At 41.4% G+C, this 22499-nt stretch carries 17 protein-coding genes; 6 read left to right on the top strand and 11 right to left on the bottom strand.

From position 1 onward, the window contains the following. Nucleotides 1-12 precede the first annotated feature (12 nt). The 4 genes from HMPREF1534_RS16195 to HMPREF1534_RS16190 all read right to left on the bottom strand — a co-directional run bounded on the left by HMPREF1534_RS16195 (nt 13) and on the right by HMPREF1534_RS16190 (nt 6593). On the bottom strand, nt 13-3207 hold the full coding sequence (locus HMPREF1534_RS16195) for a SusC/RagA family TonB-linked outer membrane protein (protein WP_005936727.1): 3195 nt from the start codon (nt 3205-3207) through the stop codon (nt 13-15). Nucleotides 3208-4139: 932 nt separating this feature from the next. After that, the gene (locus HMPREF1534_RS20605; RefSeq protein ID WP_005936733.1) at nt 4140-4307 is read right to left on the bottom strand and encodes a hypothetical protein; all 168 of its coding nucleotides are present in this window, start codon (nt 4305-4307) and stop codon (nt 4140-4142) included. A gap of 4 nt (nt 4308-4311) precedes the next feature. Then, nucleotides 4312-4626, bottom strand: coding sequence for a hypothetical protein (locus tag HMPREF1534_RS19475; RefSeq protein ID WP_128081308.1), 315 nt, complete (start codon nt 4624-4626; stop codon nt 4312-4314). Then, complete coding sequence (locus tag HMPREF1534_RS16190; RefSeq protein ID WP_005936738.1) at nt 4584-6593, bottom strand: TonB-dependent receptor; 2010 nt, start codon at nt 6591-6593, stop codon at nt 4584-4586. The genes HMPREF1534_RS19475 and HMPREF1534_RS16190 overlap by 43 nt, the downstream gene beginning before the upstream one ends. Nucleotides 6594-6736: 143 nt before the next feature. Here HMPREF1534_RS16190 and HMPREF1534_RS0118795 point away from each other — a divergent pair, with 143 nt between their 5' ends. Continuing rightward, nucleotides 6737-6931 (top strand): hypothetical protein, encoded by a 195-nt coding sequence (locus HMPREF1534_RS0118795; RefSeq protein ID WP_018451891.1) that lies wholly within the window; start codon nt 6737-6739, stop codon nt 6929-6931. 400 nt (nt 6932-7331) lie between these two features. On the opposite strand, the gene HMPREF1534_RS16185 is transcribed toward HMPREF1534_RS0118795, so the two are convergent. Continuing rightward, complete coding sequence (locus HMPREF1534_RS16185) at nt 7332-7901, bottom strand: FKBP-type peptidyl-prolyl cis-trans isomerase (protein WP_005936742.1); 570 nt, start codon at nt 7899-7901, stop codon at nt 7332-7334. A gap of 722 nt (nt 7902-8623) precedes the next feature. Here HMPREF1534_RS16185 and ilvD point away from each other — a divergent pair. From ilvD to ilvC, 5 genes are read left to right on the top strand one after another with little or no spacing between them, the layout of a single operon-like run. Beyond that, nucleotides 8624-10426 (top strand): dihydroxy-acid dehydratase, encoded by a 1803-nt coding sequence (ilvD, locus tag HMPREF1534_RS16180; protein ID WP_005936748.1) that lies wholly within the window; start codon nt 8624-8626, stop codon nt 10424-10426. A gap of 20 nt (nt 10427-10446) precedes the next feature. After that, nucleotides 10447-12144: a biosynthetic-type acetolactate synthase large subunit gene (gene ilvB / locus HMPREF1534_RS16175; RefSeq protein WP_005936751.1), complete on the top strand. Its 1698-nt coding sequence runs from the start codon at nt 10447-10449 to the stop codon at nt 12142-12144. A gap of 12 nt (nt 12145-12156) precedes the next feature. Next, a complete protein-coding gene (gene ilvN, locus HMPREF1534_RS16170; protein WP_005936753.1) occupies nt 12157-12720 on the top strand; it encodes an acetolactate synthase small subunit in 564 nt (187 codons plus the stop codon). Beyond that, nucleotides 12720-13460, top strand: a complete 741-nt coding sequence (locus HMPREF1534_RS16165; protein WP_005936755.1) for an acyl-[acyl-carrier-protein] thioesterase — start codon at nt 12720-12722, stop codon at nt 13458-13460. The genes ilvN and HMPREF1534_RS16165 overlap by 1 nt, the downstream gene beginning before the upstream one ends. Before the next feature lie 51 nt (nt 13461-13511). After that, nucleotides 13512-14555 carry a ketol-acid reductoisomerase gene (ilvC, locus tag HMPREF1534_RS16160; RefSeq protein ID WP_005936757.1) on the top strand — a complete coding sequence of 348 codons (1044 nt, stop codon included), beginning with the start codon at nt 13512-13514 and terminating at the stop codon, nt 14553-14555. A gap of 246 nt (nt 14556-14801) precedes the next feature. Here ilvC and HMPREF1534_RS16155 read toward each other — a convergent pair whose 3' ends face one another. From HMPREF1534_RS16155 to HMPREF1534_RS16130, 6 genes are all read right to left on the bottom strand, one after another. Continuing rightward, the gene (locus HMPREF1534_RS16155; RefSeq protein ID WP_005936759.1) at nt 14802-16931 is read right to left on the bottom strand and encodes a peptidylprolyl isomerase; all 2130 of its coding nucleotides are present in this window, start codon (nt 16929-16931) and stop codon (nt 14802-14804) included. Nucleotides 16932-17038: 107 nt separating this feature from the next. Beyond that, complete coding sequence (locus tag HMPREF1534_RS16150) at nt 17039-18298, bottom strand: hemolysin family protein (RefSeq protein ID WP_005936761.1); 1260 nt, start codon at nt 18296-18298, stop codon at nt 17039-17041. Nucleotides 18299-18311: 13 nt separating this feature from the next. Beyond that, the gene (lptC, locus tag HMPREF1534_RS16145) at nt 18312-18965 is read right to left on the bottom strand and encodes an LPS export ABC transporter periplasmic protein LptC (RefSeq protein WP_025066743.1); all 654 of its coding nucleotides are present in this window, start codon (nt 18963-18965) and stop codon (nt 18312-18314) included. A gap of 2 nt (nt 18966-18967) precedes the next feature. After that, nucleotides 18968-20323: a tetratricopeptide repeat protein gene (locus tag HMPREF1534_RS16140; protein WP_005936765.1), complete on the bottom strand. Its 1356-nt coding sequence runs from the start codon at nt 20321-20323 to the stop codon at nt 18968-18970. A 50-nt stretch (nt 20324-20373) separates the two neighbouring features. Next, entirely contained in the window at nt 20374-21648 is a 1275-nt protein-coding gene (locus tag HMPREF1534_RS16135; RefSeq protein WP_005936767.1) for a porin family protein, read from the bottom strand. Continuing rightward, nucleotides 21635-22363: a type III pantothenate kinase gene (locus HMPREF1534_RS16130; RefSeq protein WP_005936769.1), complete on the bottom strand. Its 729-nt coding sequence runs from the start codon at nt 22361-22363 to the stop codon at nt 21635-21637. The genes HMPREF1534_RS16135 and HMPREF1534_RS16130 overlap by 14 nt, the downstream gene beginning before the upstream one ends. Nucleotides 22364-22499: the final 136 nt, after the last annotated feature.

Below are 22499 nucleotides of genomic sequence, written 5' to 3' on the forward strand. Positions count from 1 at the left end.
ATTCGTATTTTTTTAGAAGTTAACATTTACACCGACAGATAAGGTTCTTTGCAACGGATATAGTTTACCCGGTCCCCAGTCGCCGCCCAATGTTTCGGGGTCGAATATGGAGCTGATACCTGTCCAAGTGAGCAGATTGTCACCGGAAACATAGAAACGTACAGATTCCATGGCAGCCTTTTTAGTCCAGCTTTTGGGTAAAGTATAACCTACTTGTACATTCTTTACGCGCAGGTATGCTGCATTCTGTAAATATCCGCTTTGAACTTCCTGATTCTTCTTGATATTTCCGAAGTATGGTTTCGGATAATAAGCATTGGTGTGTTCGGGTGTCCAATAATCCAAGTGCTCGGTGAAGCAAGCTGACTGCCATTCGTCACCGCTGGCTCCCCAGAAGTACGGACCGTCCAGCCAATAATCACGTTTCATGGTACCTTGCAGGAAGATAGAGAAGTCTAATCCTCTCCACGAGCCATCTACTGTGAAACCGAAATTGTAACGTGCATAACTGTTACCGATGATTTTCAGGTCACCATGGTCGTTAAGGGTTTTGGAACCGGAAGTCACTTCTCCGTCTCCGTTCAAGTCGGCATACATAATGTCGCCGGCGCCCCAATTTGAACCCCAGTTGGGTTTGTTGTTGGCTAAATGGGCATTCATCTCTTCTTGAGTCTGTGCGATACCTACTGTGGTGTATCCCCAGATGGTTCCGTCCAGCTTGTTGTTGTACCAACTGTAGATATCACCGCTTTCATTCGGATATTTCAGTACCTTACGTTGTCCGTCGGCCAAAGTGAAGCGTACTCCGTAGTTGAAGTCTTCGATACGGTCTCTCCATGATAATTCCATTTCCCAACCATAAGATTTCATGTCGGCATTGTTTATTTTCGGAGCAGATGCACCCAAAATACCGGGAAGGGTGGGAGCGGGACCTACCATGTCGTAAGTATAGCGTTGGTAGTAGTCAAATGAACCGGTCAGTCGGTTATCAAAAAGTCCGAAGTCTACACCGACGTTCCATGATTCTACGGTTTCCCATGTCAGTACACTGCTGACAATGCCCGGAAGTCCGGCTGTGTTTTGGCGTACTCCATTGATCAGCCATCCCGAGTTGGTGGTTCCGGTAGGCATACTTTGGAAGAATGGATACCAGGCTTCGGTTTCATTGTTTCCTAATTGACCCCATGAGCCTCTCAGCTTCAGAGTACCAATTATGTTTGACAGCGGCTTGAAGAACTCTTCACGTGAAATGTTCCATCCTACAGAGAACGATGGAAACAGTCCCCAGCGCTTGTCACCGATGAAGCGTGAAGAACCATCGTAGCGAAGGTTGGCTTCCAACAAATAGCGTTCTTTGTAATTGTAGTTGATACGTCCGAAGAAACCGGCAATGGCCAGTTCGGATGCACTGTTGTAAGCGTTTTTATTATCCTGTGTGGTATTCAGTTCAGGCACGCTGGGAGTGATAAGGTCTGTACCGAAGCCGGTCAGACCGCCTTTCTTGTAAAGCTCGGCATTGAAACCTGCCATTACTTTAAAATAATGGTCGCCTATGGTCTTTGAATAATCACTGAAAATATTGGTTGAGAAGTAGTCTTCGCTGGCACGATAGTCTTGTACTTCCGAATAACCGGCAGCGCCTCCGTTCCAAGACAACGGATACGGGTTGTTGTCGGTATCATAACCGTAGATGGGCAGTACAGCCCAATGGTATTTTTCATTGTATTGGCGCAAGCTGCCTTCTACATTGATGTGCCAGTCCTTGATAGGTTCGAATACAAATTGAATCTGATTGGTTATCCAGTTCTTTTCACTGGTTTGTTTTCCACCCTCTTCCATTTGTATAATTTCCATATCGGCAGACCAGTGTCCGTTGGGATCGACAACCGGACAAGTCGGCCAGCGGCGTGCGATATTGTGGAAGAACAGTCCTGTCATATAAGTCGGACGGTCATAGTTTTCGCGTGTCCATTTGTTGTTATAGTTCATGGTAACCCAATCGGCAAGTTTCACCGAAATCTTTCCATTCAGTGTATAACGCTGGAACTTGTCGCTACCATGACGTAACAGACCTTTTTGGTCAAGGAAGCTGCCACTTAACAAATAGGTAATCTTTTCATTACCACCATTGATGCTTAAATTATGTTCTTGTGAAGGTACCCAACTTTCATAGAATTCATCAAACCAGTTGGTATTGGCAAATGCGCCTCCATAGTTCTGCCAACGTCCGTTGCTACCGGCTACCGTACCGTAATACTCCGGTTTGGTGGGGTCGGTGTAACCTCCGCTCATGTATGTCTTGATGCGGTTCATATCGTCTTCATCGAAGATGACTGTTCCGTATGCATTGCGTTGAGCTTCATTGAAATAGGTGGCAAAATCCCATGAGTTGGTCATATTAGGTTTTTGGATGGCATCCGAAAAACGGAGATTACCTGAATAGTTGACTCTTGTTTTTCCACTGATACCGTTTTTGGTAGTAATTAAAATAACACCGAATGCAGCACGCGCACCATAAATAGAAGAAGAGGCGGCATCTTTCAGTACTGACACATTGGCAATATCGTTAGGGTTTACCGTATTCATGTCACCTTCGATTCCGTCAATCAAAATCAAGGGGTTACCACTGGAACCGTCACCGATGGTACCTGCACCACGGATGTTGATATTAAGAGAAGCATCCAATGCACCACCACTGTTTCCCACTGACATATTTAACCCCGGAATCTGACCTTGCAAGGCTTGTGCCACATTTTGTACGGGGCGTGATTCCAACACTTTGGAGTCGACCATACTCACGGCACCGGTTACATTTACTTTTTTCTGTGTACCATAACCCACTACAACGACTTCATCTAGCATTTGTGTGTCGTCTTTCAAGATGATGTTCAAGGGAGTTCCTGTCCACTTTACTTCCATCGTTTCATATCCCACAAAAGAAATCACCAATGTACTTCCTTTGGGAACGTTGTTCAAGGTAAAGTCTCCATCTATACCTGTAATGGTACCGTTGGTACTTCCTTTTACTACCACAGATGCACCGATAACGGTTTCACCTGTTCCGTCTTTTACGACTCCGGTACATGTGCCGTTTTGCTGGACAGCGTCAATACCCGTCACTCTTTCCCCGGATGATGCGTAAACTGCTCCTCCACTGATAGTTGAGAGGAATAGTAACATACCGACTGATTTGAGATGTTTTAACATATTACTATTATTTAATTGTTTGTGAAAAACATGTGAATCCATGAGCGGAATAAGTTCCAATAGAACTATGTTTTTAAGAATAATGGGAAAAAATAGTATGATAAACAGACTGTTTGAGCAGAAAAAGGAGTAGAATGTTTTAACTGAGACCCTTATATTCTACCCAATTTAATAGTAGTTTACCTTAGAATAAGGATGAAATTGGGATATAAAAGGTTATTCAGGTATGCTGAATAGCATTCTATTGCTTATATTTGTTATTTGATATTTTATAAAAATGATATTTTTTTAGAAAAACGAAGTGCTTCTTCTTTGTTTTCTTAAAAATATTGTATATTTGCGGTGTTAATCTAAAATTTATTGAAAAACATAGTTCTATTGGAACTTATCCGCTTGTTCTTGTTTTCGGTTTTCAAGCTTCATTAAGAAATACTTATGTATGTTCATTCCTTCCGGCAGGGTAGAAATAAAATGGAACCGTATGAATATTTGCAGAATATCTATCGCTGCCGAACCTGTTTGGGGAATAGGTACAGACTTTATTAAATAAATGAAATAATCGATTATCAGTATAGATATTCATCCGGATATACCTCTTAAAAAATGGGTATCGGATATCGCTGTCTTGATTGAATGAATGTGGCTGATTATCAGTATAATATATTTTATTTTAGGACCACTGGGACCAAGGACCACCTATGTGTGATTCCGGTCTTAAAATACAGGGTATAACAACTTGATAATGAAAGACTTTAGGCGTACAAGCCTTCCGGTCGTTTTTCTGCCTTTCGGAATCGGTTTATAAAGGCTTTATTTTTTATTTATAGTAGAACACGGCTCCGTTAAAATTCTCTCTTGATATTCTCCAATTTGCTGTCTTTATAAAAATCTTTTTTTTCATGAAAATCATTTTAAACAAGGATAAACATAGGCTACTTTCTCATCGCTTCTTCCTTCTCTTGCTGTTGCAGTCCTCCCACCAGTTTCACAAAGGCGTGGCTGGCTTCATAATATTGCCCGTTGTAAGACAACAGGTATTTTTCTTTCTGTACCAAAGAAGAAAACTGGTAATGGATGGTGATTTCGCTGTAAGGGCTCATTTCTTTATTCCGCTTTTAATATTGCGCTGTTAATGCTTCTATCCACACTATTGAACTCACGAGAGGTTTTCTTGCCGAAGTCGAAAGTATAAGCCAGTTTCACATAAGCGGTTTGCTGGTATATACGACTGGTTCTTGATTGCTCATACTGATAAGCATTTGTACAAGAGTATTCACGATAATTATTTTTATGAGTAAACGGATTCTCTGTTCCCATTTCTGCCATCCAGTTAGCTTTATTATAACGTAATGAGACCCCATATAGAGCCGGAGATTTCATGACTGCCAACTTCCTGCTATCCAATGTCTTTTGCTCCATGCGCTCAATGTAAATGATTTTATAAAATAATTAGCCTGCAAAGATGCCATAAAATTATCAGTTGACAATCCTTGCCCACCGGCAACTTTAAATTTCTCGTACTTTAAGGTTGAATTGATTCTCAGCTTGTCGGATATACGGCACGAAGCTATCAACTCTAGTTTCCATTTATCGTATGTGGTATTAGACAAATAACTGCTTATCAGCTTTTCTCCTTCTGAATAATAATCTACAGATACATTATTTTTAATTCGGGTGTGCCAAGAGTTTATTTGCAGATTTACAGGATTAAGCGTTGCGTCATAAGTAAAAAAGTACTCCTGAATAGTCGGGTTGGCAAGATTCGGATTACCACGCTGAATACGCAAAAAATCAATAGTCTGATCGGCAGTATTCACATAACTGATATCGGGCTGGAAATTTCCCATAGCAAATCCCAAGGAAAACTGATGGTTGGAATGCAACTGATACCGAATCCAAGAATTTGTGCGGAATGTCCAATCCTGACATTTAGGCTGAGTATGTAATTTATAATTTAATAAAGAGAATCCGGGATTAATCATCAAAGTTATCTTATTGTCGAACAGATGCTGCATATAGCTTAAATTAAGCAGAGACTCCCCTCTCCACAAATGTTGCCATGAGCGGTAGTCACCCTCATATAAAGATGAGGATATATGGTGGTCATGCAAAAAACTGACTCCTAACGAACTGTTTTTCCATGTCATATTATATACTCCCAGTGCCCTGAAAGAGTATAAGTCTTCATCGGCATGAGTAAAAGACTTCAGTTTGTTTTCCGTATAAATTCTACTATACGTATTGTGTGCATAATTTCCCGTTATGTTTATATGAATACGCTGCCGGGAAGTGGGATAGAATATGCCATCCACACACACAGAAGGTTTCAGGTTCTTTTCTGTTGTCGAACTCAAAGACAAGACATCCTCATACGTATTGTTTTCATAATGCAGCAGATTACTTTGATTATTCTCAGGAGTAGATTTGCCCACCAGTCCTGCAAGAGCATAGATATTATACTTCTCCGCTTTATAATTTACCTTAAACTGTGCATATTGCTGATTATCGCGCAAAAGAGCGTTTTGATTGACTAATGTTCTATGGATATAGGAATCTGATATATTCATCTTTTCCGTTTTGTTTTCCTGAATGCCATTATATTTATTCATGCCATATCCACCAAAAAAGGTATAGCTCCATTTGTTGCGATCCAGTTTCGCTCCCAAATTGTAATTACCGGAAAGATAGCCAATATTCTGCCATCCGTCCAATGAGACATACCCGCCCAGTTGATATGTCTTCGTTACATAATTAATGGAAGCTATATCCCCGATATAAATGCCCGAAGGGATATCATAATATTCTACTTTCTCAATATCTTTCGGGCGTAGGTTTTGTATTTCACGCAATTCTGCCTTAACACCATTTATATAAAGAGTTGCCTCTCCTCTTGCCGTTTTAACAACTCCTTTGTTGGCATTTACATTAAGTCCCGGAATCATTAAGTTATAAAGCAAATCATAGCCGGAATAAGCATGTTTCTTTTGTATTTTATCCGGAATTACCACAACATGATCTTTTTTACGTATTAAAGAATTTCCTCTTATAATAACTTCATCCAGCAAGACATCATCGCCGTCCAACACAAAAGAAGCTAAAGTATTGTCAGAATCCGACACTTGTATGTCTTTATACAAAGTGGAATAGCCAACGTTGCTGATTCTTACAATATATTTTCCGGATTGTACATTAGGAAATGTAAAAATGCCCAAGCTATCAGAAATGCATCCCTTTACCAAAACAGAATCCGTACCCAACAACTGAATGGTAGAAAAAGGCACTTCCTCCTTATTTATATCAACTATCTTACCTTTCACAACATATTGAGCTTGCAATGGCAGAACTATATATAAAATCAATAACCCAAAGAAGATTTTTTTATGCATATACAACAGCCTGTTAAATTTTAAATAAAAAGTAGGTCAAGTCCTCCCGATTCATTATATTAAAGGTTTCCTACATCTATAATAATGAATAGAAACGAACTTGACTAATATATGCGATAATTAACGCTGCTCTGTCTGATTAAATGGCAAAGATAAACAAATGGCGTGAGAAGTTCATGCTTGAAGTGCTACTTTTTTCTATGATGTCGGTAAAAGTGTTGTGCCACAACATTTTTCTTATGCGACGATTTATTTCCATTTTAGGAATTGAGCCTGACAAGGAAATAAATCGAAAGCTATGGGAAGAAGGGATTAGATTTGCAGCCATTGCAGCATAAATGTTAATTCAAAAATTAACGGACTATTATACTATGAATACCTACTTCTAATTCTTTTTCTAATCTTACCCAAAAGCCTTGTCCGTTTTTTTAAGGTGTAAATTGTTGAATGATAGGTGAATATACGTTGCAATTTCTATAAATGCAGGTTCAAAAACTCATAAAGGTGGGCCCTGGTCCTAGTGGTCCTAAAAATAGAGCTATATATTTAAAAATCAGATGGTTAATTTGTTTGTTCCGATGGGCGGTTTCGCATGTTTGACCGAGAGTGGTGTTTGCTTTCGGTACGTTGCGAAAAAGACCTTGGAGTTTTTGTTAAAGTTCAAGGTCTTTAAAAAAAACTCCAAGGTCTTTTTGTAAAACACTTTAGTGTTTTTTGCAGAATCTTTTCCGAGTTGTCTTAATGACAATGTCCACATTCACAACCTTCGTCATGGCTGCCGCAACCGTTTCCGCAGTCTCCGCAACTACATCCGCAACCTTCACCACTCATTGCATTCAGCATTTCCTGAATTTCTTCATTTGTGGCCGGACGTGATTCTGTTACTTCACCCACAAATGTCAGGTCTTTACCTGCATGGGGATGATTCAGGTCTACAGTCACTGTGTCGGCAGTCACTTCGCCCACAGTGGCATAGAAATGATGTCCTTCATTGTCTTGCAAAGGAATAACGGCTCCTTCGAAGATACGTTCTGCATCAAAGACACCATCGATGGTGAACATATCTTTGGATACAGTGCGTACACCTTCGGGCATATATTCTCCGTAAGCTTCTGCGCTTGGAATGACGAAATCGAATTTATCGCCTTTGTTCAGGGCGGCAACTTCGCTTTCAAAACGTTCAAGCGTGGTTCCCAATCCCGAAATGAATTGGAAAGGGTGCTCTGCGGTTGCTTCTTCTACTAATGTTTTTTGACCGTCTTGCATAACGTACAGTTTGTATGCTACGGTGATGTACTTATTTTCCATGTTTTTTATATTATAAATGTACTGAATTATGTGCGGGAATTGCTTTCCCGATGTGCAAAGATACAAATTAATTCATATCCCGACGGGTTATTCTATTTATATTAATAGACTTTGGTATATGTTTTTCTATGGCCGGTGTAACTTGTGTGATTTTCAGGTTTGCCTTTTTATATATAATAATCATGTTCTTGTTGGTATTGAAATATGATGGTGATAATTCAGAAGCTAAAATTGGATATGCAATGATGGCTTTGGAAGCTTATGGCTGTAAAGTTAATCATAAGAGCAATTATGATTTTTATCGCATTAAACAAGAGATTGATAGAAAGCAGCCTGTATACAGTATATGTTCCTTTTGAAAATTCAGGAGGTCTTAATAAGAAAACGCACGGCTTTGTGATAAAATGATTATTTAAAAGCCTGTTTGGTTACGAATAATAATTTATAAGAAAAAAAATCTTCATTTTATTTGTTTGTTACGAAAAACGCTTTACCTTTGCACTCATCAAAGCAACAAAGAAAAAAGATATATGAACGTTACTACTCTAAATAACCTGGCAGTCCTGCATATTATTCGCTTCGTGGTGATTACACCGGGAGAGTGAGAAAGGTTGTGTATGTGTAGTTGTACATATAAAGATATATTTGAAGGCCTTTCTCACATGAATGAGAAAGGCTTTTTTAGTAAAAGAAAGTTAGGACGTTTTAGACAATAGAATAAAATGAAAAATCAGTTACGAAGCTCTTATAGCACACAAGGTCGCCGAATGGCTGGGGCAAGGGCCCTTTGGGTGGCAAATGGCATGAAGAAAGAAATGATGGGAAAACCCATTATTGCAATAGTAAACTCGTTTACGCAATTTGTCCCCGGACATACGCACTTGCACGAGATAGGTCAGCAGGTGAAGGCTGAAATTGAGAAGTTGGGATGCTTTGCTGCCGAATTTAATACCATTGCCATCGATGACGGTATCGCGATGGGGCACGATGGGATGCTTTATTCACTGCCGAGCCGGGATATCATTGCCGACAGCGTGGAATATATGGTCAATGCCCATAAAGCGGATGCGATGGTATGCATCAGTAACTGTGACAAAATTACTCCGGGTATGCTTATGGCGGCCATGCGGCTGAATATTCCCACTGTGTTTGTATCGGGAGGACCGATGGAAGCAGGAGAATGGAACAACCGGCATCTCGACTTGATTGACGCGATGATTAAATCGGCAGATTCATCGGTCAGTGATGAAGAGGTGGCTCAAATAGAGAATAATGCTTGTCCCGGTTGCGGCTGTTGCTCGGGAATGTTTACCGCCAATTCTATGAATTGTCTGAATGAGGCTATCGGATTGGGACTGCCGGGAAACGGAACGATTCTGGCTACTCATGCCAACCGTACCCGGCTGTTTAAAGATGCGGCCGCATTAATTGTGAAGAATGCATATAAATATTATGAAGAAGGGGATGACAGCGTGTTGCCGCGAAGCATTGCCACGCGTGATGCTTTCCTCAATGCCATGACGTTGGATATAGCTATGGGAGGGTCTACCAATACGGTTCTTCACCTGTTGGCTATTGCCCACGAAGGCGGAGTGGACTTTAAAATGGATGACATCGATATGCTTTCACGTCGTGTGCCTTGTCTTTGCAAAGTAGCTCCCAATACACAGAAATACCACATTCAGGATGTAAATCGTGCGGGAGGTATCCTTAATATATTAGGTGAACTGGCCAAAGGCGGTCTGTTGAAAACGGATGTGAACCGTGTGGATGGTATGACACTGGCCGATGCTATCAGAAAATACAGTGTGACCGTAGATGAACCGGATGCTGAGGCTAAACGTATTTACTCTAGTGCACCGGGTAATAAGTTCAATATTACTTTGGGCTCTCAGAATGCTGCTTACAAAGAACTCGACACCGATCGTGCCAATGGTTGTATCCGTGACTTGGAACACGCTTACAGCAAGGACGGTGGGTTGGCTGTACTGAAGGGAAATATCGCTCAGGACGGTTGTGTGGTGAAAACAGCCGGAGTGGACGAAAGTATCTGGAAGTTTTCGGGTCCGGCCAAGGTGTTTGATTCACAGGATGCTGCTTGCGAGGGTATCTTGGGAGGAAAGGTGGTCAGTGGTGATGTCGTAGTAATTACCCACGAAGGGCCGAAAGGTGGTCCCGGTATGCAGGAAATGCTTTATCCTACTTCTTATATCAAATCAAAACATCTTGGAAAGGAGTGTGCTTTGATTACTGACGGACGTTTCAGCGGAGGTACATCAGGATTGAGTATCGGACATATTTCTCCTGAAGCTGCCGCAGGCGGCAACATCGGAAAGATAGTGGATGGCGATATTATCGAAATCGATATTCCGAACCGCAGTATCAATGTGAAACTGAGTGATGAAGAGCTTGCGGCGCGTCCCATGACTCCGGTGACCCGCAACCGCTATGTACCGAAGAGTCTGAAAGCCTATGCCGCCATGGTGAGTTCGGCAGACAAGGGCGGTGTGAGAATCATTGACTAATAAAAAAGAATAGATATTATATGGCAAAAGAACAAATAACAGGAGCAGAGGCCTTGATGCGTTCCTTGGAGTATCAGGGAGTAAAGACTCTTTTCGGATATCCGGGAGGCTCCATCATGCCTACTTTTGATGCTTTATATCATCATCGAGATACATTAAATCATATATTGGTTCGTCACGAACAAGGAGCTGCTCATGCGGCACAAGGTTTTGCCCGCGTGTCGGGTGAAGTGGGAGTCTGTCTGGTTACCAGCGGTCCCGGTGCCACGAATACTATCACCGGCATTGCTGATGCCATGATTGACAGTACGCCTATTGTGGTGATTGCCGGACAGGTGGGGGCTTCGTTCTTGGGAACAGATGCGTTTCAGGAGGTTGATTTGGTGGGTATCACTCAACCTATCTCCAAATGGAGCTATCAGATTCGTCGGGCAGAGGATGTGGCTTGGGCAGTGGCACGCGCTTTTTATATTGCCAAAAGCGGACGTCCCGGTCCTGTTGTGCTGGACTTTGCCAAGAATGCTCAGGTAGAAATGGTGGACTATGAACCGATGAGGCTTGATTTTATCCGTAGTTATGATCCTGAGCCCAACCCGGATAAAGAGTGTCTTCAGGAAGCTGCCGAACTGATAAACGGTGCTCGTAAACCATTGGTTTTGGTCGGTCAGGGAGTGGAGCTTGGTAATGCACAAGATGAATTGCGTGCCTTTGTCGAGAAAGCCGATATGCCTTGCGGATGCACTTTGCTGGGACTTTCTGCCTTGCCTACCGACCACAGGCTCAATAAAGGTATGCTGGGTATGCACGGTAATCTCGGTCCGAATGTCAAGACCAATGAATGTGATGTGTTGATAGCCGTGGGAATGCGTTTTGATGACCGTGTGACCGGCAAACTTGATACATACGCCCGACAAGCAAAGATCATTCATCTGGATATCGATTCATCGGAAATAGATAAGAATGTAAAGGTGGATGTGCCTGTCTTGGGTAATTGCAAGCAGACACTTGCCATATTGACGCAACTTATCGGCGAAAATGAACATACCGAATGGATTGACAGCTTTGCCGAATATGAAAAGACGGAATATGAACAGGTAATCAGGAAGGAGATTCATCCTTGTGAAGGTGCGCTGAATATGGGCGAGGTGGTTCGTGCTGTGAGCGAGGCTTCGCATCACGAAGCTATTTTGGTGACCGATGTAGGACAAAACCAGATGATGGCGGCACGTTACTTTAAGTATAGCAAGAATCGTAGTATTGTTACTTCCGGTGGATTGGGAACCATGGGGTTCGGTCTGCCTGCTGCAATCGGTGCCACTTTCGGTCATCCTGACCGCACTGTGTGCGTGTTTATGGGTGACGGAGGATTGCAGATGAATCTTCAGGAACTGGGGACCATTATGGAACAGAAAGCTCCGGTAAAGATTATTTTGCTGAACAATAATTATCTGGGCAATGTTCGTCAGTGGCAGGCGATGTTCTTCGGCCGCCGCTACTCGTTTACACCGATGTTGAATCCGGATTACATGAAAATAGCCGAAGCCTACGAGATTCCTTCCCGGCGTGTGATGAAGCGGGAAGAGTTGCAGGATGCCATCCATGAAATGCTGACCACCGAAGGTCCGTTCCTTTTGGAAGCTTGTGTGATAGAGGAAGGTAATGTGTTGCCGATGACACCTCCGGGAAGTTCGGTAAACCAGATGTTGTTAGAATGTTAAAAGAGTAAGCTTATGGATAAGACATTATATACATTAATCGTTCATTCGGAAAATATTGCCGGTTTGCTGAACCAGATTACTGCTGTGTTTACCCGCCGGCAGATTAATATAGAAAGTCTCAATGTTTCGGCTTCTTCTATCAAAGGAGTACATAAATACACTATTACAGTGTGGACTACCAAGGATATTATTGAAAAGGTGGTGAAGCAGATAGAAAAGAAAATCGATGTATTGCAGGCGCATTATTTCACTGATGACGAAATCTTTCTGCATGAGATAGCACTCTATAAGGTGTCCATACCTGAGTTTCAGTCCAATCCCATCGCATCGAAAGTAATCCGCCGTTACAATGCACGCATTGTGGAAGTGAACCCTGTCTTTGCTATTGTCGAGAAGGCAGGAATGACAGAGGAAATCACTTCTCTGTATGAGGAGTTGCAGGCATTGGGTTGCGTATTGCAGTTTGTCCGTTCGGGGCGTGTGGCTATCACTACCAGCTGCTTTGAGCGTGTCAATGAGTATCTTACACAGCGTGAGGAAAAATATCGTCAACAGAAGGAAAGAAAGGAGCTGTAATGAGTGACAATAAAGTTGGAACGTACAAGTTTGTGGCAGAGCCTTTTCATTGCGATTTCACCGGAAAACTGACAATGAGTGTATTGGGGAATCATCTGTTGAATTGTGCCGGATTTCATGCCGCCGACCGTGGATTCGGTATTGCCACATTGAATGAGAACCATTATACATGGGTACTTTCCCGTTTGGCTATTGAGTTGGAGGAGATGCCTTGCGAGTATGAGTCTTTCAGTATTCAGACGTGGGTGGAGAATGTTTATCGCCTTTTTACCGACCGTAACTTTGCCATTCTTGACCACGAGGGGAATGCAGTGGGCTATGCCCGTTCGGTGTGGGCGATGATAAGTATGGAAACTCGTAAACCTGCCGATCTGCTGACTCTTCACGGAGGGAGCATCACCGACTATGTGTGTGATAAAGATTGCCCTATCTCCAAGCCCGGTCGCATCAAAGTGACCGAGAAGACGCCTCTTGTGGAGTATCGGACAAAATACAGTGATATCGACATCAACGGGCATGTAAACAGTATTAAGTATATCGAACACATCCTCGATTTGTTTCCCATCGAAGTATTCAAGGAAAAGCGGGTAAAGCGTTTTGAAATGGCATACGTGGCCGAAAGTTATTATGGCGATACTTTGAGTTTCTATCGTGAGGAAGTGGGAGAGGGAGAGTATGACATAGAAGTAAGAAAGAACGGTACGGAAGTAGTCGTTCGCAGTAAAGTGATATTGATTTAATTTAATAATAATAGGATGGCGTAGTGCTGTCCGTAAAAATTAGTTTTAAAAATGGCACAATTGAATTTTGGCGGTGTTACAGAAACTGTAGTTATCCGCGATGAATTTCCTTTGGAAAAAGCACGTGAAGTATTGAAAGATGAAACAATCGCTGTAATCGGTTATGGTGTACAGGGTCCGGGGCAGTCTTTGAACCTGCGTGACAATGGTTTTAATGTAATCGTTGGTCAGCGTCCGGGAAAAACATATGAAAAAGCGGTTGCTGACGGATGGGTTCCGGGAGAAACTCTGTTCGGCATTGAAGAAGCCTGCCAGAAAGCAAGCATTATTATGTGTCTGTTGTCTGATGCAGCTGTTATGTCTGTATGGCCCACTATTAAACCTTGTCTTACTCCGGGTAAGGCTCTTTATTTCTCTCATGGTTTTGCCATTACTTGGAGCGACCGTACAGGTGTGGTTCCTCCTGCCGATGTTGACGTAATCATGGTTGCCCCCAAAGGTTCGGGTACTTCATTGCGTACCATGTTCCTCGAAGGTCGCGGCTTGAACTCTTCATACGCCATCTATCAGGATGTAACCGGTAAGGCTTACGAACGTACTATCGCTTTGGGTATCGGTATCGGTTCCGGCTATTTGTTTGAGACTACTTTCCAGCGTGAAGCTACTTCGGATTTGACAGGTGAACGCGGTTCATTGATGGGTGCTATTCAGGGATTGTTGCTGGCACAGTATGAAGTGTTGCGTGAAAACGGACATACTCCTTCTGAAGCATTCAACGAAACTGTGGAAGAACTGACTCAGTCATTGATGCCGCTGTTTGCAAAGAATGGTATGGACTGGATGTATGCTAACTGTTCTACTACTGCCCAGCGCGGTGCATTGGACTGGATGACTCCGTTCCACGATGCTATCAAGCCTGTGGTTGAAAAACTGTATCACAGCGTGAAGACCGGTAACGAAGCTCAGATTTCTATCGACTCTAACTCTAAACCCGATTATCGCGAAAAGTTGGAAGAAGAGTTGAAAGCATTGCGCGAAAGTGAAATGTGGCAGACTGCCGTTACAGTTCGTAAACTTCGCCCTGAGAATAATTAATATATTCCGCCTTAAGTGGAAAAGGGGATGTGTCAAGGTCGGTGACCTATTATTTGACACATCCCCTTTTATATTATAATAGTGTGATGATTATGTTTCTTGTAAACTCAAAAAAAGGAGGGTATGTCGAAGCTCTCATAAACTAAAAATCACCCTCGCCACAACGACCTGTGGCGAGGGTGATTTCGATAAAAAGGGAGTTTTGACACACCTCCCTTTCCATTTATGATTTAGACGAGGATAGACTTAGAAATATAAGTAGCGGTCGTCTTTTACTTCTGCTTTCTTATATAAGTCGCTGATGAAGCTGTTTGAATAGCGTGCTGCCATATTTTCCAAATTGCCTTCTTCTGTTTTAGCATCGAATGTTTCGGCACTCTTGTCTTTATTGATAATCTGCATTACATACACACCTGCATTACCCTTGATGGGAGCAGTAGTCTTGTTTACCTCAGTTTTACTAGCAAAAGCACCTAATACAGGTTCGCTGGCACGAGTAATAGAAACATAAGCGGGTGCTGCAAAAGTGATGTGTTTTACAGTATCGCTCACTGCATTTGCAGCACTCTTGGCTTTATTAATGTCTGCACCGTTCAATTCTGCCATAATCTTTTCAGCTTTCTTATCTTTGATAATTTCGGCTTTCAGCATATCTGCCACCAAATTGATGTTACGGTAGCCGGCAGGATTTATCTTTTCAAGTGCAACTACCATCAAGTGGTCGTTTTCACCACATTCATACAAGGGAGATACTTCACCTTCTTTAGCAGCAAAGATCCATTTCAATGCGTCGCGAGTACCTTTCACACCACCTACATAGTGTTCACCGCTACGGAAATCAGCACGTTCTAATAAACGATAACCGTTGTCTTCTGCATTGGCTACAATCTTATCCATAGTAGTGTTCTGTGCTACGAACTGGCTGAAATCATTGTATGCCTTATTGTAAGTTTCTTTGCTGAATTCTACCGGACGTTTGATGATTGCTACCTGATATTTATCTTTCATGGCTTTCTTGTCCATTACCTGAAGGATGACGTTAGCCTGACCGACTTGCAAATTGTTCAGTTCTTTAATACCGCTGTTAATCAAGGTATTGATAAATTTAGCGTTTTCAGCATCAAGAGCAGCACCTTCATAATTGCGTGCTGTCAACCAACTTGCTTCACCTGTCTGACCATATTTTTGAGCAAGCTCGGCAAAATCCGCACCACCTTTCAGAGCTGTGAAAATACTGTCTGCCAAGGTCTTAGTCTTTGCTTCTGTATCGGCATATACCTGAATCTGACGGAATTGGATTGAGTCAGGAGCTGTTTGTTTTGCTAAGATTCTGAAAGCGTTGTATGAGTCGTCAGCTTGGTTGTAGTAAGGACCGTAAACTTCACCGAGCTTCACTGAGTCCAAACGGGCTACGATGTCGTTGGGAAGTACTGTCTTGTTTACAACCACTTCAGAGAAAGGTACTACAGAGTTGGTAGAACGAACGAATGTGCTCATATCAGCAACATTAGCCAACTGAGTAGAATATTCTGTAACTTCGTCTAAAACTTCTTTACGGTCTTCGTCAGAAGGAGTAACCAAAACATCGATATATTTGATGTTGCGAGTTTCTACCGGTTGTTCGAAAGTTTCTTTTTTCTTATTGTAAAGCGCTTTGATTTCTTCGTTTGAAACAGTGATTGTAGAATCGTTGATAGAAGAATAAGGAACAGCAGCCAGCAATACATCAGTCTGATTTGTGCGTGAAGCAAATGCGTCTTCGGCAGAAACAGGATTTGAAATTAATGATTTAGCCAGCAAGTTCTGATATTTTTCAGCTAAAGCAGTTTGTCTCAGAGTCTTTTCAATGAAGTTCCAAAAAGCACCCATTTTCTGATAGTATTCTACATACTGTGCAGGCATTTGGCTTTTGCCCAAGTTGGCATAGTCTACCAAAAACTTTTTCAGCATGTCTTTGTCGAAAGCACCGGTTTGCGGGTTGCGGAATGGAGTCTGCATTAACAACGGGTGAGTGCCTTCTTCGATAATTGCTTGGATTTCAGCATCGCTTACAGTCAGACCTAATTTTTTGGCTTCTGCTGCAATTAATTGATTGTTTACGTAAGATTGCCAAACTTGGTCTTTCACTTGAGTCAGTTGGTCATCGTTAAGAGAGTTCAAGCCTTGAGTGAGCTTAATAACTTCTGCGTATTCATCAACCATTTTCTGATACTCTTGTGCGGTGAGTGTTTTTCCATTGATTTCACCTACGTCTTGTTTTCCCTGATGTGGCTGGAGTACTTTCCATGCGTCACCCGCAATAAATGCGAAAAGAGCAAGACCGATTACAACGACCAACAGAGGGCCTTTACTTCTAATTGTTTGTAATGTTGCCATTTCTAAATTATACTATTTTGTTTATTGTTTTTCTATACTTTATAGATTTAGCGCACGAAGATACAAAAAATGCGGTTTACAATCTATTTTATTGTGAAAAAAATCTGTTATTCGGTCACTTTCAGCTTCACAAGCTCAATTTTAGTAGCCGTAACTTTAATTATTTTGAACTGGAAATTGTCGAATTTTATCACTTCATGCATTTTGGGAAAGCTTTGGTAATGGTGCAGGATGAGACCGCCGACAGTTTGATATTCATCGCTTTCGGGCAAATCGAGTGAGAAAAGTTCATTCGCTTTCTCTATTTCCAGACGTCCTGAAAGGATGTATTCATTGTCGCCGATTTCTTTGGCTATGTAAGATGTGGTATCATGTTCGTCTTCTATTTCGCCAAAAATTTCTTCTACTAAATCTTCCAGTGCCACAATGCCCGAAGTGCCGCCAAATTCATCGACTACCACTGCCAATGATTTCTTTTGCTGCATGAATAGCTTCATCAGCTTATGTGCGCCCATCGTTTCGGGAACAATGGGAAGCTGGCGGATATGTTCAGCCCAATCTGTTACTTCGCGGAACATTTCTGATGAATGGATGTAACCGACAATATTGTCTATATTTTCCTTGTATACAATAATTTTGCTGATTCCACTTTCTATGAAACGTGCTTTTAATTCTTCGAGTGAAGTGCCGTATTCGATGGATACTATTTCGGTACGAGGAACCATGCAGTCACGGATTTTTATATTGGAAAAGTCAAGTGCATTTTGGAATATTTTGATTTCGGTGTCAATTTCTTTTCCATTGTCAGTGTCTTGGATGCTGCTTTGAATGAAATAGTCCAAATCTACTTTTGTAAATGCTTTGTCACTTGCTTCTTTATTCACTTTTATGCCGAAAATGCGTAATATCAGGTTGGATGAACTTGATGCAAATTTGCTGATAGGATAGAGGACTATGTAACAAATGAATGCAGGAACAGCCAATATATTCAATGTTAAGTTGGGATTGATTTTGAATAGTGTTTTAGGTAGAAATTCACCGGTTACCAAGATGATTAATGTCGAGATGATGGTTTGAATCAGTACCAGAAGGAACTCGTTTTCGATGAGACCTGCCAAGATATTTTGTTCGATGACCTGAGCCATCAATATACCGTAAATGACAAGGGCTATATTGTTTCCTACCAGCATGGTAGAAATGAAATTGTTCGGGTCATGAAAGAAGATGGAAAGGATTCGAGAGGTAAGGCTCTGGCTGTTACGATCCATCTCAAAGCGTAGTTTATTTGAGGAAACAAAGGCTATTTCCATACCTGAAAAGAATGCGGAAAAAGCCATTGTGATAAGTATTTCTATGATGATGCCCATAATGATAAATTGATTAATGTACCGAGTCGGTCTTGATACTGTCCGAAGCAGCAACTTTTGTACTGTCTGCCGGGGTTGTGTCTTTTACAATAAACTCACCGCCACTGTTGTATATTTCGTATTCGGTCAGTTGTTGGTTCGACTTGAATCCATATTGTCCATTTATAATGCTTTTGTCCGCTTGTTCGATACGGATAGGCTTGTCAGAGTAAATTTGTTCTTTTGCTTCGTCCCAAAACAGAAGTTGTGTATCAAATTTGTCCCCTTGAAGGTTGTGGATGTGCACATTGCTTCTCAGTTCCCAAAGTTTCTTTTTCTCGTAATAATAAGCTGTATCGGCTTTGATGCTGGCATCGATGTGAAACAGAGAATCGAATTTCTCCAAATAGACTCCTTTTTCAAAAGCCCAATAAGGTGGGTTCTTTTTATCGTATATTTCCCACTCTTCGGTAATAATTTTGTAGCGTGTGATGCCCGAATCGGATATTAAGGTAGTCACTCCCAGCGTTTTCATGGTAGGGAGAGAATCACGTTCGGTTATGGCTTCTGCCAAGTTCTTATTGTCTCCCGAACATGCGGGGAATAAAACAAACATAACAGTTGTCCAAACGACAACTGTTATGTTCATAAATATAAGGTGTGAATTTCGTTTTTTTACAACTGACATAATTATCTGATAGTAGTTGTTTCACCAATCCATCCGCCGATTGTTACACTGTCACCTTTCTTCAATCCGAGGAAGAATAAGTCTTCATCTTTCGGAGTATAGCGTGAGTAAGTGCCAATCAACTTGTTTGCTTCTTCTTCTACGCTTGAATCTACACTCTTAGCTCTCTGTAATTTGTCAATAACGGCAAAGTATGTACATTTGTTCAATGCATTTTCATCGCTCCAGTTGGGGCTTGATGCATACATATTAGCTATCAGGATATAGGGTTTACCGTTGCTTCCATCCAATGAGATAGATTTCAGTGCATATTGTTTAGCTTTGCTCAATTGTTTTTTATTAAACAGGATGGCAGCAGTCTTATAGCAATAATCTGCTTTTTTCACAGGGTCTTGTTCCAGTTCGATTGCCTGGTCAAAGTATGTGATACATTTGTCCAAGTCGCCTTTCTTGAAATACATATATCCGCAACCGATAGCTGTTTCTGAAGTCGGTTCAATAGCATGTGCATGTTCGGATGCAGCAAAGTATGCTTCCTGTTCTGTGCATCCTAACATTTGCATTACGCTGATTACTTGTTTTAAATAATCCAGATTAGTCTTGTTCTGTTCAACTTTCGGAGCGTAAATAGATTGCAAATTATCGCAAGTAGCCACACCACTGTTAATGAAAAATGCATCGATGTTGTCTTTGGCAACTTTCAAGAGTTCTTTAGTCTTTGCTTTAGTCTCTTTTTTGAATGCTGCGTCTGCATAACCGGCAGCAGCGATATAGTCTTGAATGAACTGTTCTTTGTGTGTTTCATCAGCCTTAACCTTACGTCCGGAAACATCGGTAAATTCTTGAAGTACAAAGTAATCGGCGTTATCTTTTTCTAATTCAACGGCTTCTTTGAACAAATTATATGCAGTATTCAGGTCAGGACATCCCATTGTGAAATAGTCGTGAGCTTTCATTCCGATAATAGAACCTTTAGTTACAGGAGTTTTAACGTAGCTGTTCAAAATGTCCAGGTATTTAATACGTTGATCGTGTACTTTCATCAGTTCTTCAAAATATTGCTTTTGCTTAGCTGCATCTTTTTCATTGGCAATGAACCAACGAAGAATCTTTGCACCGTTTGTGTAAGTACCTGCCTGAGCAATAGGAGCTTCATTGAATACACTCTTCCACGGGGTATAAGCATCCTTGAAGTTGTTTGTTTTTACGTACTCAGAATAGATACTGATGTTTTGCAGACAGTTAATACTGTCTTGACCATGACCATACCTTGAACCGTCTGACGCTCCGGTTTGAGCGAAAGAAGCTGTTGCACTTAAAGAAAGAGCGAACAGCGCTGTTACCATCTTCATTTTCATCGTATATAAATTTAGTTATTATTATTATTAAAACTCTATCTTGTTGTTTGTTAATCTACTTTCCACTTCATAAACCAACGTTCGTTGAAGGTCAGTCCGATGTTGATTTTTAAATAGTTTTCTTCCAGCATTCCTTTTACTTTCGGACTTACTCTTACATATTGTCCCGAGATATTCAGGATGGACTTGCTTTGGAACAGCGGGAAGCCGAAACCGGCACTTACTCCATATTCACGAGTACCGTCCTGACCGTCTACTTTGGTGTATGGATCTGAATAATATCCACCAACACGGTAGCGGACACGTTTCAGATAATTGCGGCTGTAGGGGTTGGGAACAAACTCAGCACCTGCGGCTATTTTTGTACGGTTGCTGAAATAGCTTTTCTCATTATAGAATTTTGCATCCTCCCATTGTTGATAGGTAAAATCGGCCCCTATAGTCAGTCGGTTGTCATATACATAAGTCAAACCGGCTCCAAAGGTATGTGGCAAACTGAATGCGTTGGTAATCGTATCACCTGTCTGGGTAGAAGGATAATCAGCTCCGTTCAACCACTTCTGATTGTATTTATATCCTTTGCCATTCACTGAATGTCCCAGTGAATATACGGCACCAAAGTTCAAAACGTGTTTTTTATTGAATTTATAACTATATTGCAAGCCAAAGTCCAGTTTATAATCATTGATGGATATCTTGTCCAATCTGACACTGCTAAATGAACTTGAGTTGCTGAAAGCAGTTGTTACAGAATGTGTGATATCACCATATATATAAGAGATGTTTGCACCGATTGACAAGTTGTCGAGGACTTTGAAACCTACACCTGCAAATACTTGCTGCAAACCTCCGTCACCAGCGTAAGAAGCAGTCTTGTTGATAACGGTTCCGTCTTCGTCCTTAGTCAATTCGGAAGTGTTGCTCAGACTGTATCCTACTGTAGAGAAAGGGAGAAATCCCACAGCCATTCCCATACGTTTCCATAAACGGAATTGCATGGCCAGATAATCAAAACTTGAATTTTTAGCGTTAGTCTTTATATTGCCTTCCTTAAAGTTGGCATTTTGCAAAGTCATGCCGGCATCAAACAAGAACGTCAAAGAATCAACTGCCGTATATGACGCCGGATTAGATGCGTTGATTTGATAACCGTTTCTTAATCCATAGGCTATTCCACCCATCGCTTTGCTATTACCGAAGCCTTGATCGGCCAATGAACCAAATCCATAGCGCGTATAAGGTGAGTTTGTGCTTGTTTGGGCTATGGTCAGCCCAGTGAATGTGAGTATAATTAACGCACTAATCAGTCTTTTATAATTTATCATTATAGCTTAATATTCTGTTTAAACCTTTCAATACTAAAAATCTATCTGCAAAGATGATACTTTTTAAGTTTGTATCAAAAGAAAAATCATCTCCGCCTGTTAAAAAAACCAAAACTCCGGGGTAATTCTTTTGAATAAGGGAGATGTATCCGCTCATTTCAAGTTCCATACCTCTGATAACTCCGGCACGGATAGCAGTTTCTGTCGTTTGTCCATAAAGGGGGATGTCTCCTTTGGCACTGACTTTAGGCAGCTTGTCCGTAAATATATTGAGTGCTTTGAAGCGCATGCGCATTCCGGGAGATATATTGCCACCGTGGTATTGGTGTTGTGCATCGATGAAATCGTATGTGACACATGTTCCGGCGTCAATAACCAGTATATCATTATTGGGTTTCAGCCATGTGGCGGCTACAACGGCGGCAAGTCGGTCCATTCCCAGTGTTTGAGGTGTCTTGTACAGATTGGTGATGGGAACCGGAGTTTCGTGACTTAGCTCTATGATTTTAAAGGGCAACTTGTCCAGTTGTCGGCGGATCGTGTTGCTTAATGTGATGACAGAGGCTATGATACCTCGTTCCAAGGGGTATCGGGAGCAAAGCATCGGCAGGCTGTCCAATGAATGATTGGAGCCACGGAATACTTCTACCAACTCGTCTTTGTCAAAGATAGCCAGCTTGGCTACTGAATTTCCTATATCAATTATTAAATTCACAACTTTGCTTTTATGGCTGCAAAGTAACGCAAAAAATAAATAGGAATTGCAATAAAAAACGGTATTTGTGAGGTATTAATTAATATTTAGGTGTACTTTTGCAGCGTAAATTGTAATTTTGATACGGATAAACAAT

Source organism: Phocaeicola massiliensis B84634 = Timone 84634 = DSM 17679 = JCM 13223 (genome assembly GCF_000382445.1).
Taxonomy (GTDB): domain Bacteria; phylum Bacteroidota; class Bacteroidia; order Bacteroidales; family Bacteroidaceae; genus Phocaeicola; species Phocaeicola massiliensis.

Excerpts from the sequence above, each read along its gene's own strand:
- HMPREF1534_RS16195 (WP_005936727.1), bottom strand. The coding sequence starts at position 3,207 with ATGTTAAAACATCTCAAATCAGTCGGTATGTTACTATTCCTCTCAACT.
- HMPREF1534_RS20605 (WP_005936733.1), bottom strand. The coding sequence starts at position 4,307 with ATGAGCCCTTACAGCGAAATCACCATCCATTACCAGTTTTCTTCTTTG.
- HMPREF1534_RS19475 (WP_128081308.1), bottom strand. The coding sequence starts at position 4,626 with ATGGAGCAAAAGACATTGGATAGCAGGAAGTTGGCAGTCATGAAATCT.
- HMPREF1534_RS16190 (WP_005936738.1), bottom strand. The coding sequence starts at position 6,593 with ATGCATAAAAAAATCTTCTTTGGGTTATTGATTTTATATATAGTTCTG.
- HMPREF1534_RS0118795 (WP_018451891.1), top strand. The coding sequence starts at position 6,737 with ATGGCAAAGATAAACAAATGGCGTGAGAAGTTCATGCTTGAAGTGCTA.
- HMPREF1534_RS16185 (WP_005936742.1), bottom strand. The coding sequence starts at position 7,901 with ATGGAAAATAAGTACATCACCGTAGCATACAAACTGTACGTTATGCAA.
- ilvD (WP_005936748.1), top strand. The coding sequence starts at position 8,624 with ATGAAAAATCAGTTACGAAGCTCTTATAGCACACAAGGTCGCCGAATG.
- ilvB (WP_005936751.1), top strand. The coding sequence starts at position 10,447 with ATGGCAAAAGAACAAATAACAGGAGCAGAGGCCTTGATGCGTTCCTTG.
- ilvN (WP_005936753.1), top strand. The coding sequence starts at position 12,157 with ATGGATAAGACATTATATACATTAATCGTTCATTCGGAAAATATTGCC.
- HMPREF1534_RS16165 (WP_005936755.1), top strand. The coding sequence starts at position 12,720 with ATGAGTGACAATAAAGTTGGAACGTACAAGTTTGTGGCAGAGCCTTTT.
- ilvC (WP_005936757.1), top strand. The coding sequence starts at position 13,512 with ATGGCACAATTGAATTTTGGCGGTGTTACAGAAACTGTAGTTATCCGC.
- HMPREF1534_RS16155 (WP_005936759.1), bottom strand. The coding sequence starts at position 16,931 with ATGGCAACATTACAAACAATTAGAAGTAAAGGCCCTCTGTTGGTCGTT.
- HMPREF1534_RS16150 (WP_005936761.1), bottom strand. The coding sequence starts at position 18,298 with ATGGGCATCATCATAGAAATACTTATCACAATGGCTTTTTCCGCATTC.
- lptC (WP_025066743.1), bottom strand. The coding sequence starts at position 18,965 with ATGTCAGTTGTAAAAAAACGAAATTCACACCTTATATTTATGAACATA.
- HMPREF1534_RS16140 (WP_005936765.1), bottom strand. The coding sequence starts at position 20,323 with ATGAAAATGAAGATGGTAACAGCGCTGTTCGCTCTTTCTTTAAGTGCA.
- HMPREF1534_RS16135 (WP_005936767.1), bottom strand. The coding sequence starts at position 21,648 with ATGATAAATTATAAAAGACTGATTAGTGCGTTAATTATACTCACATTC.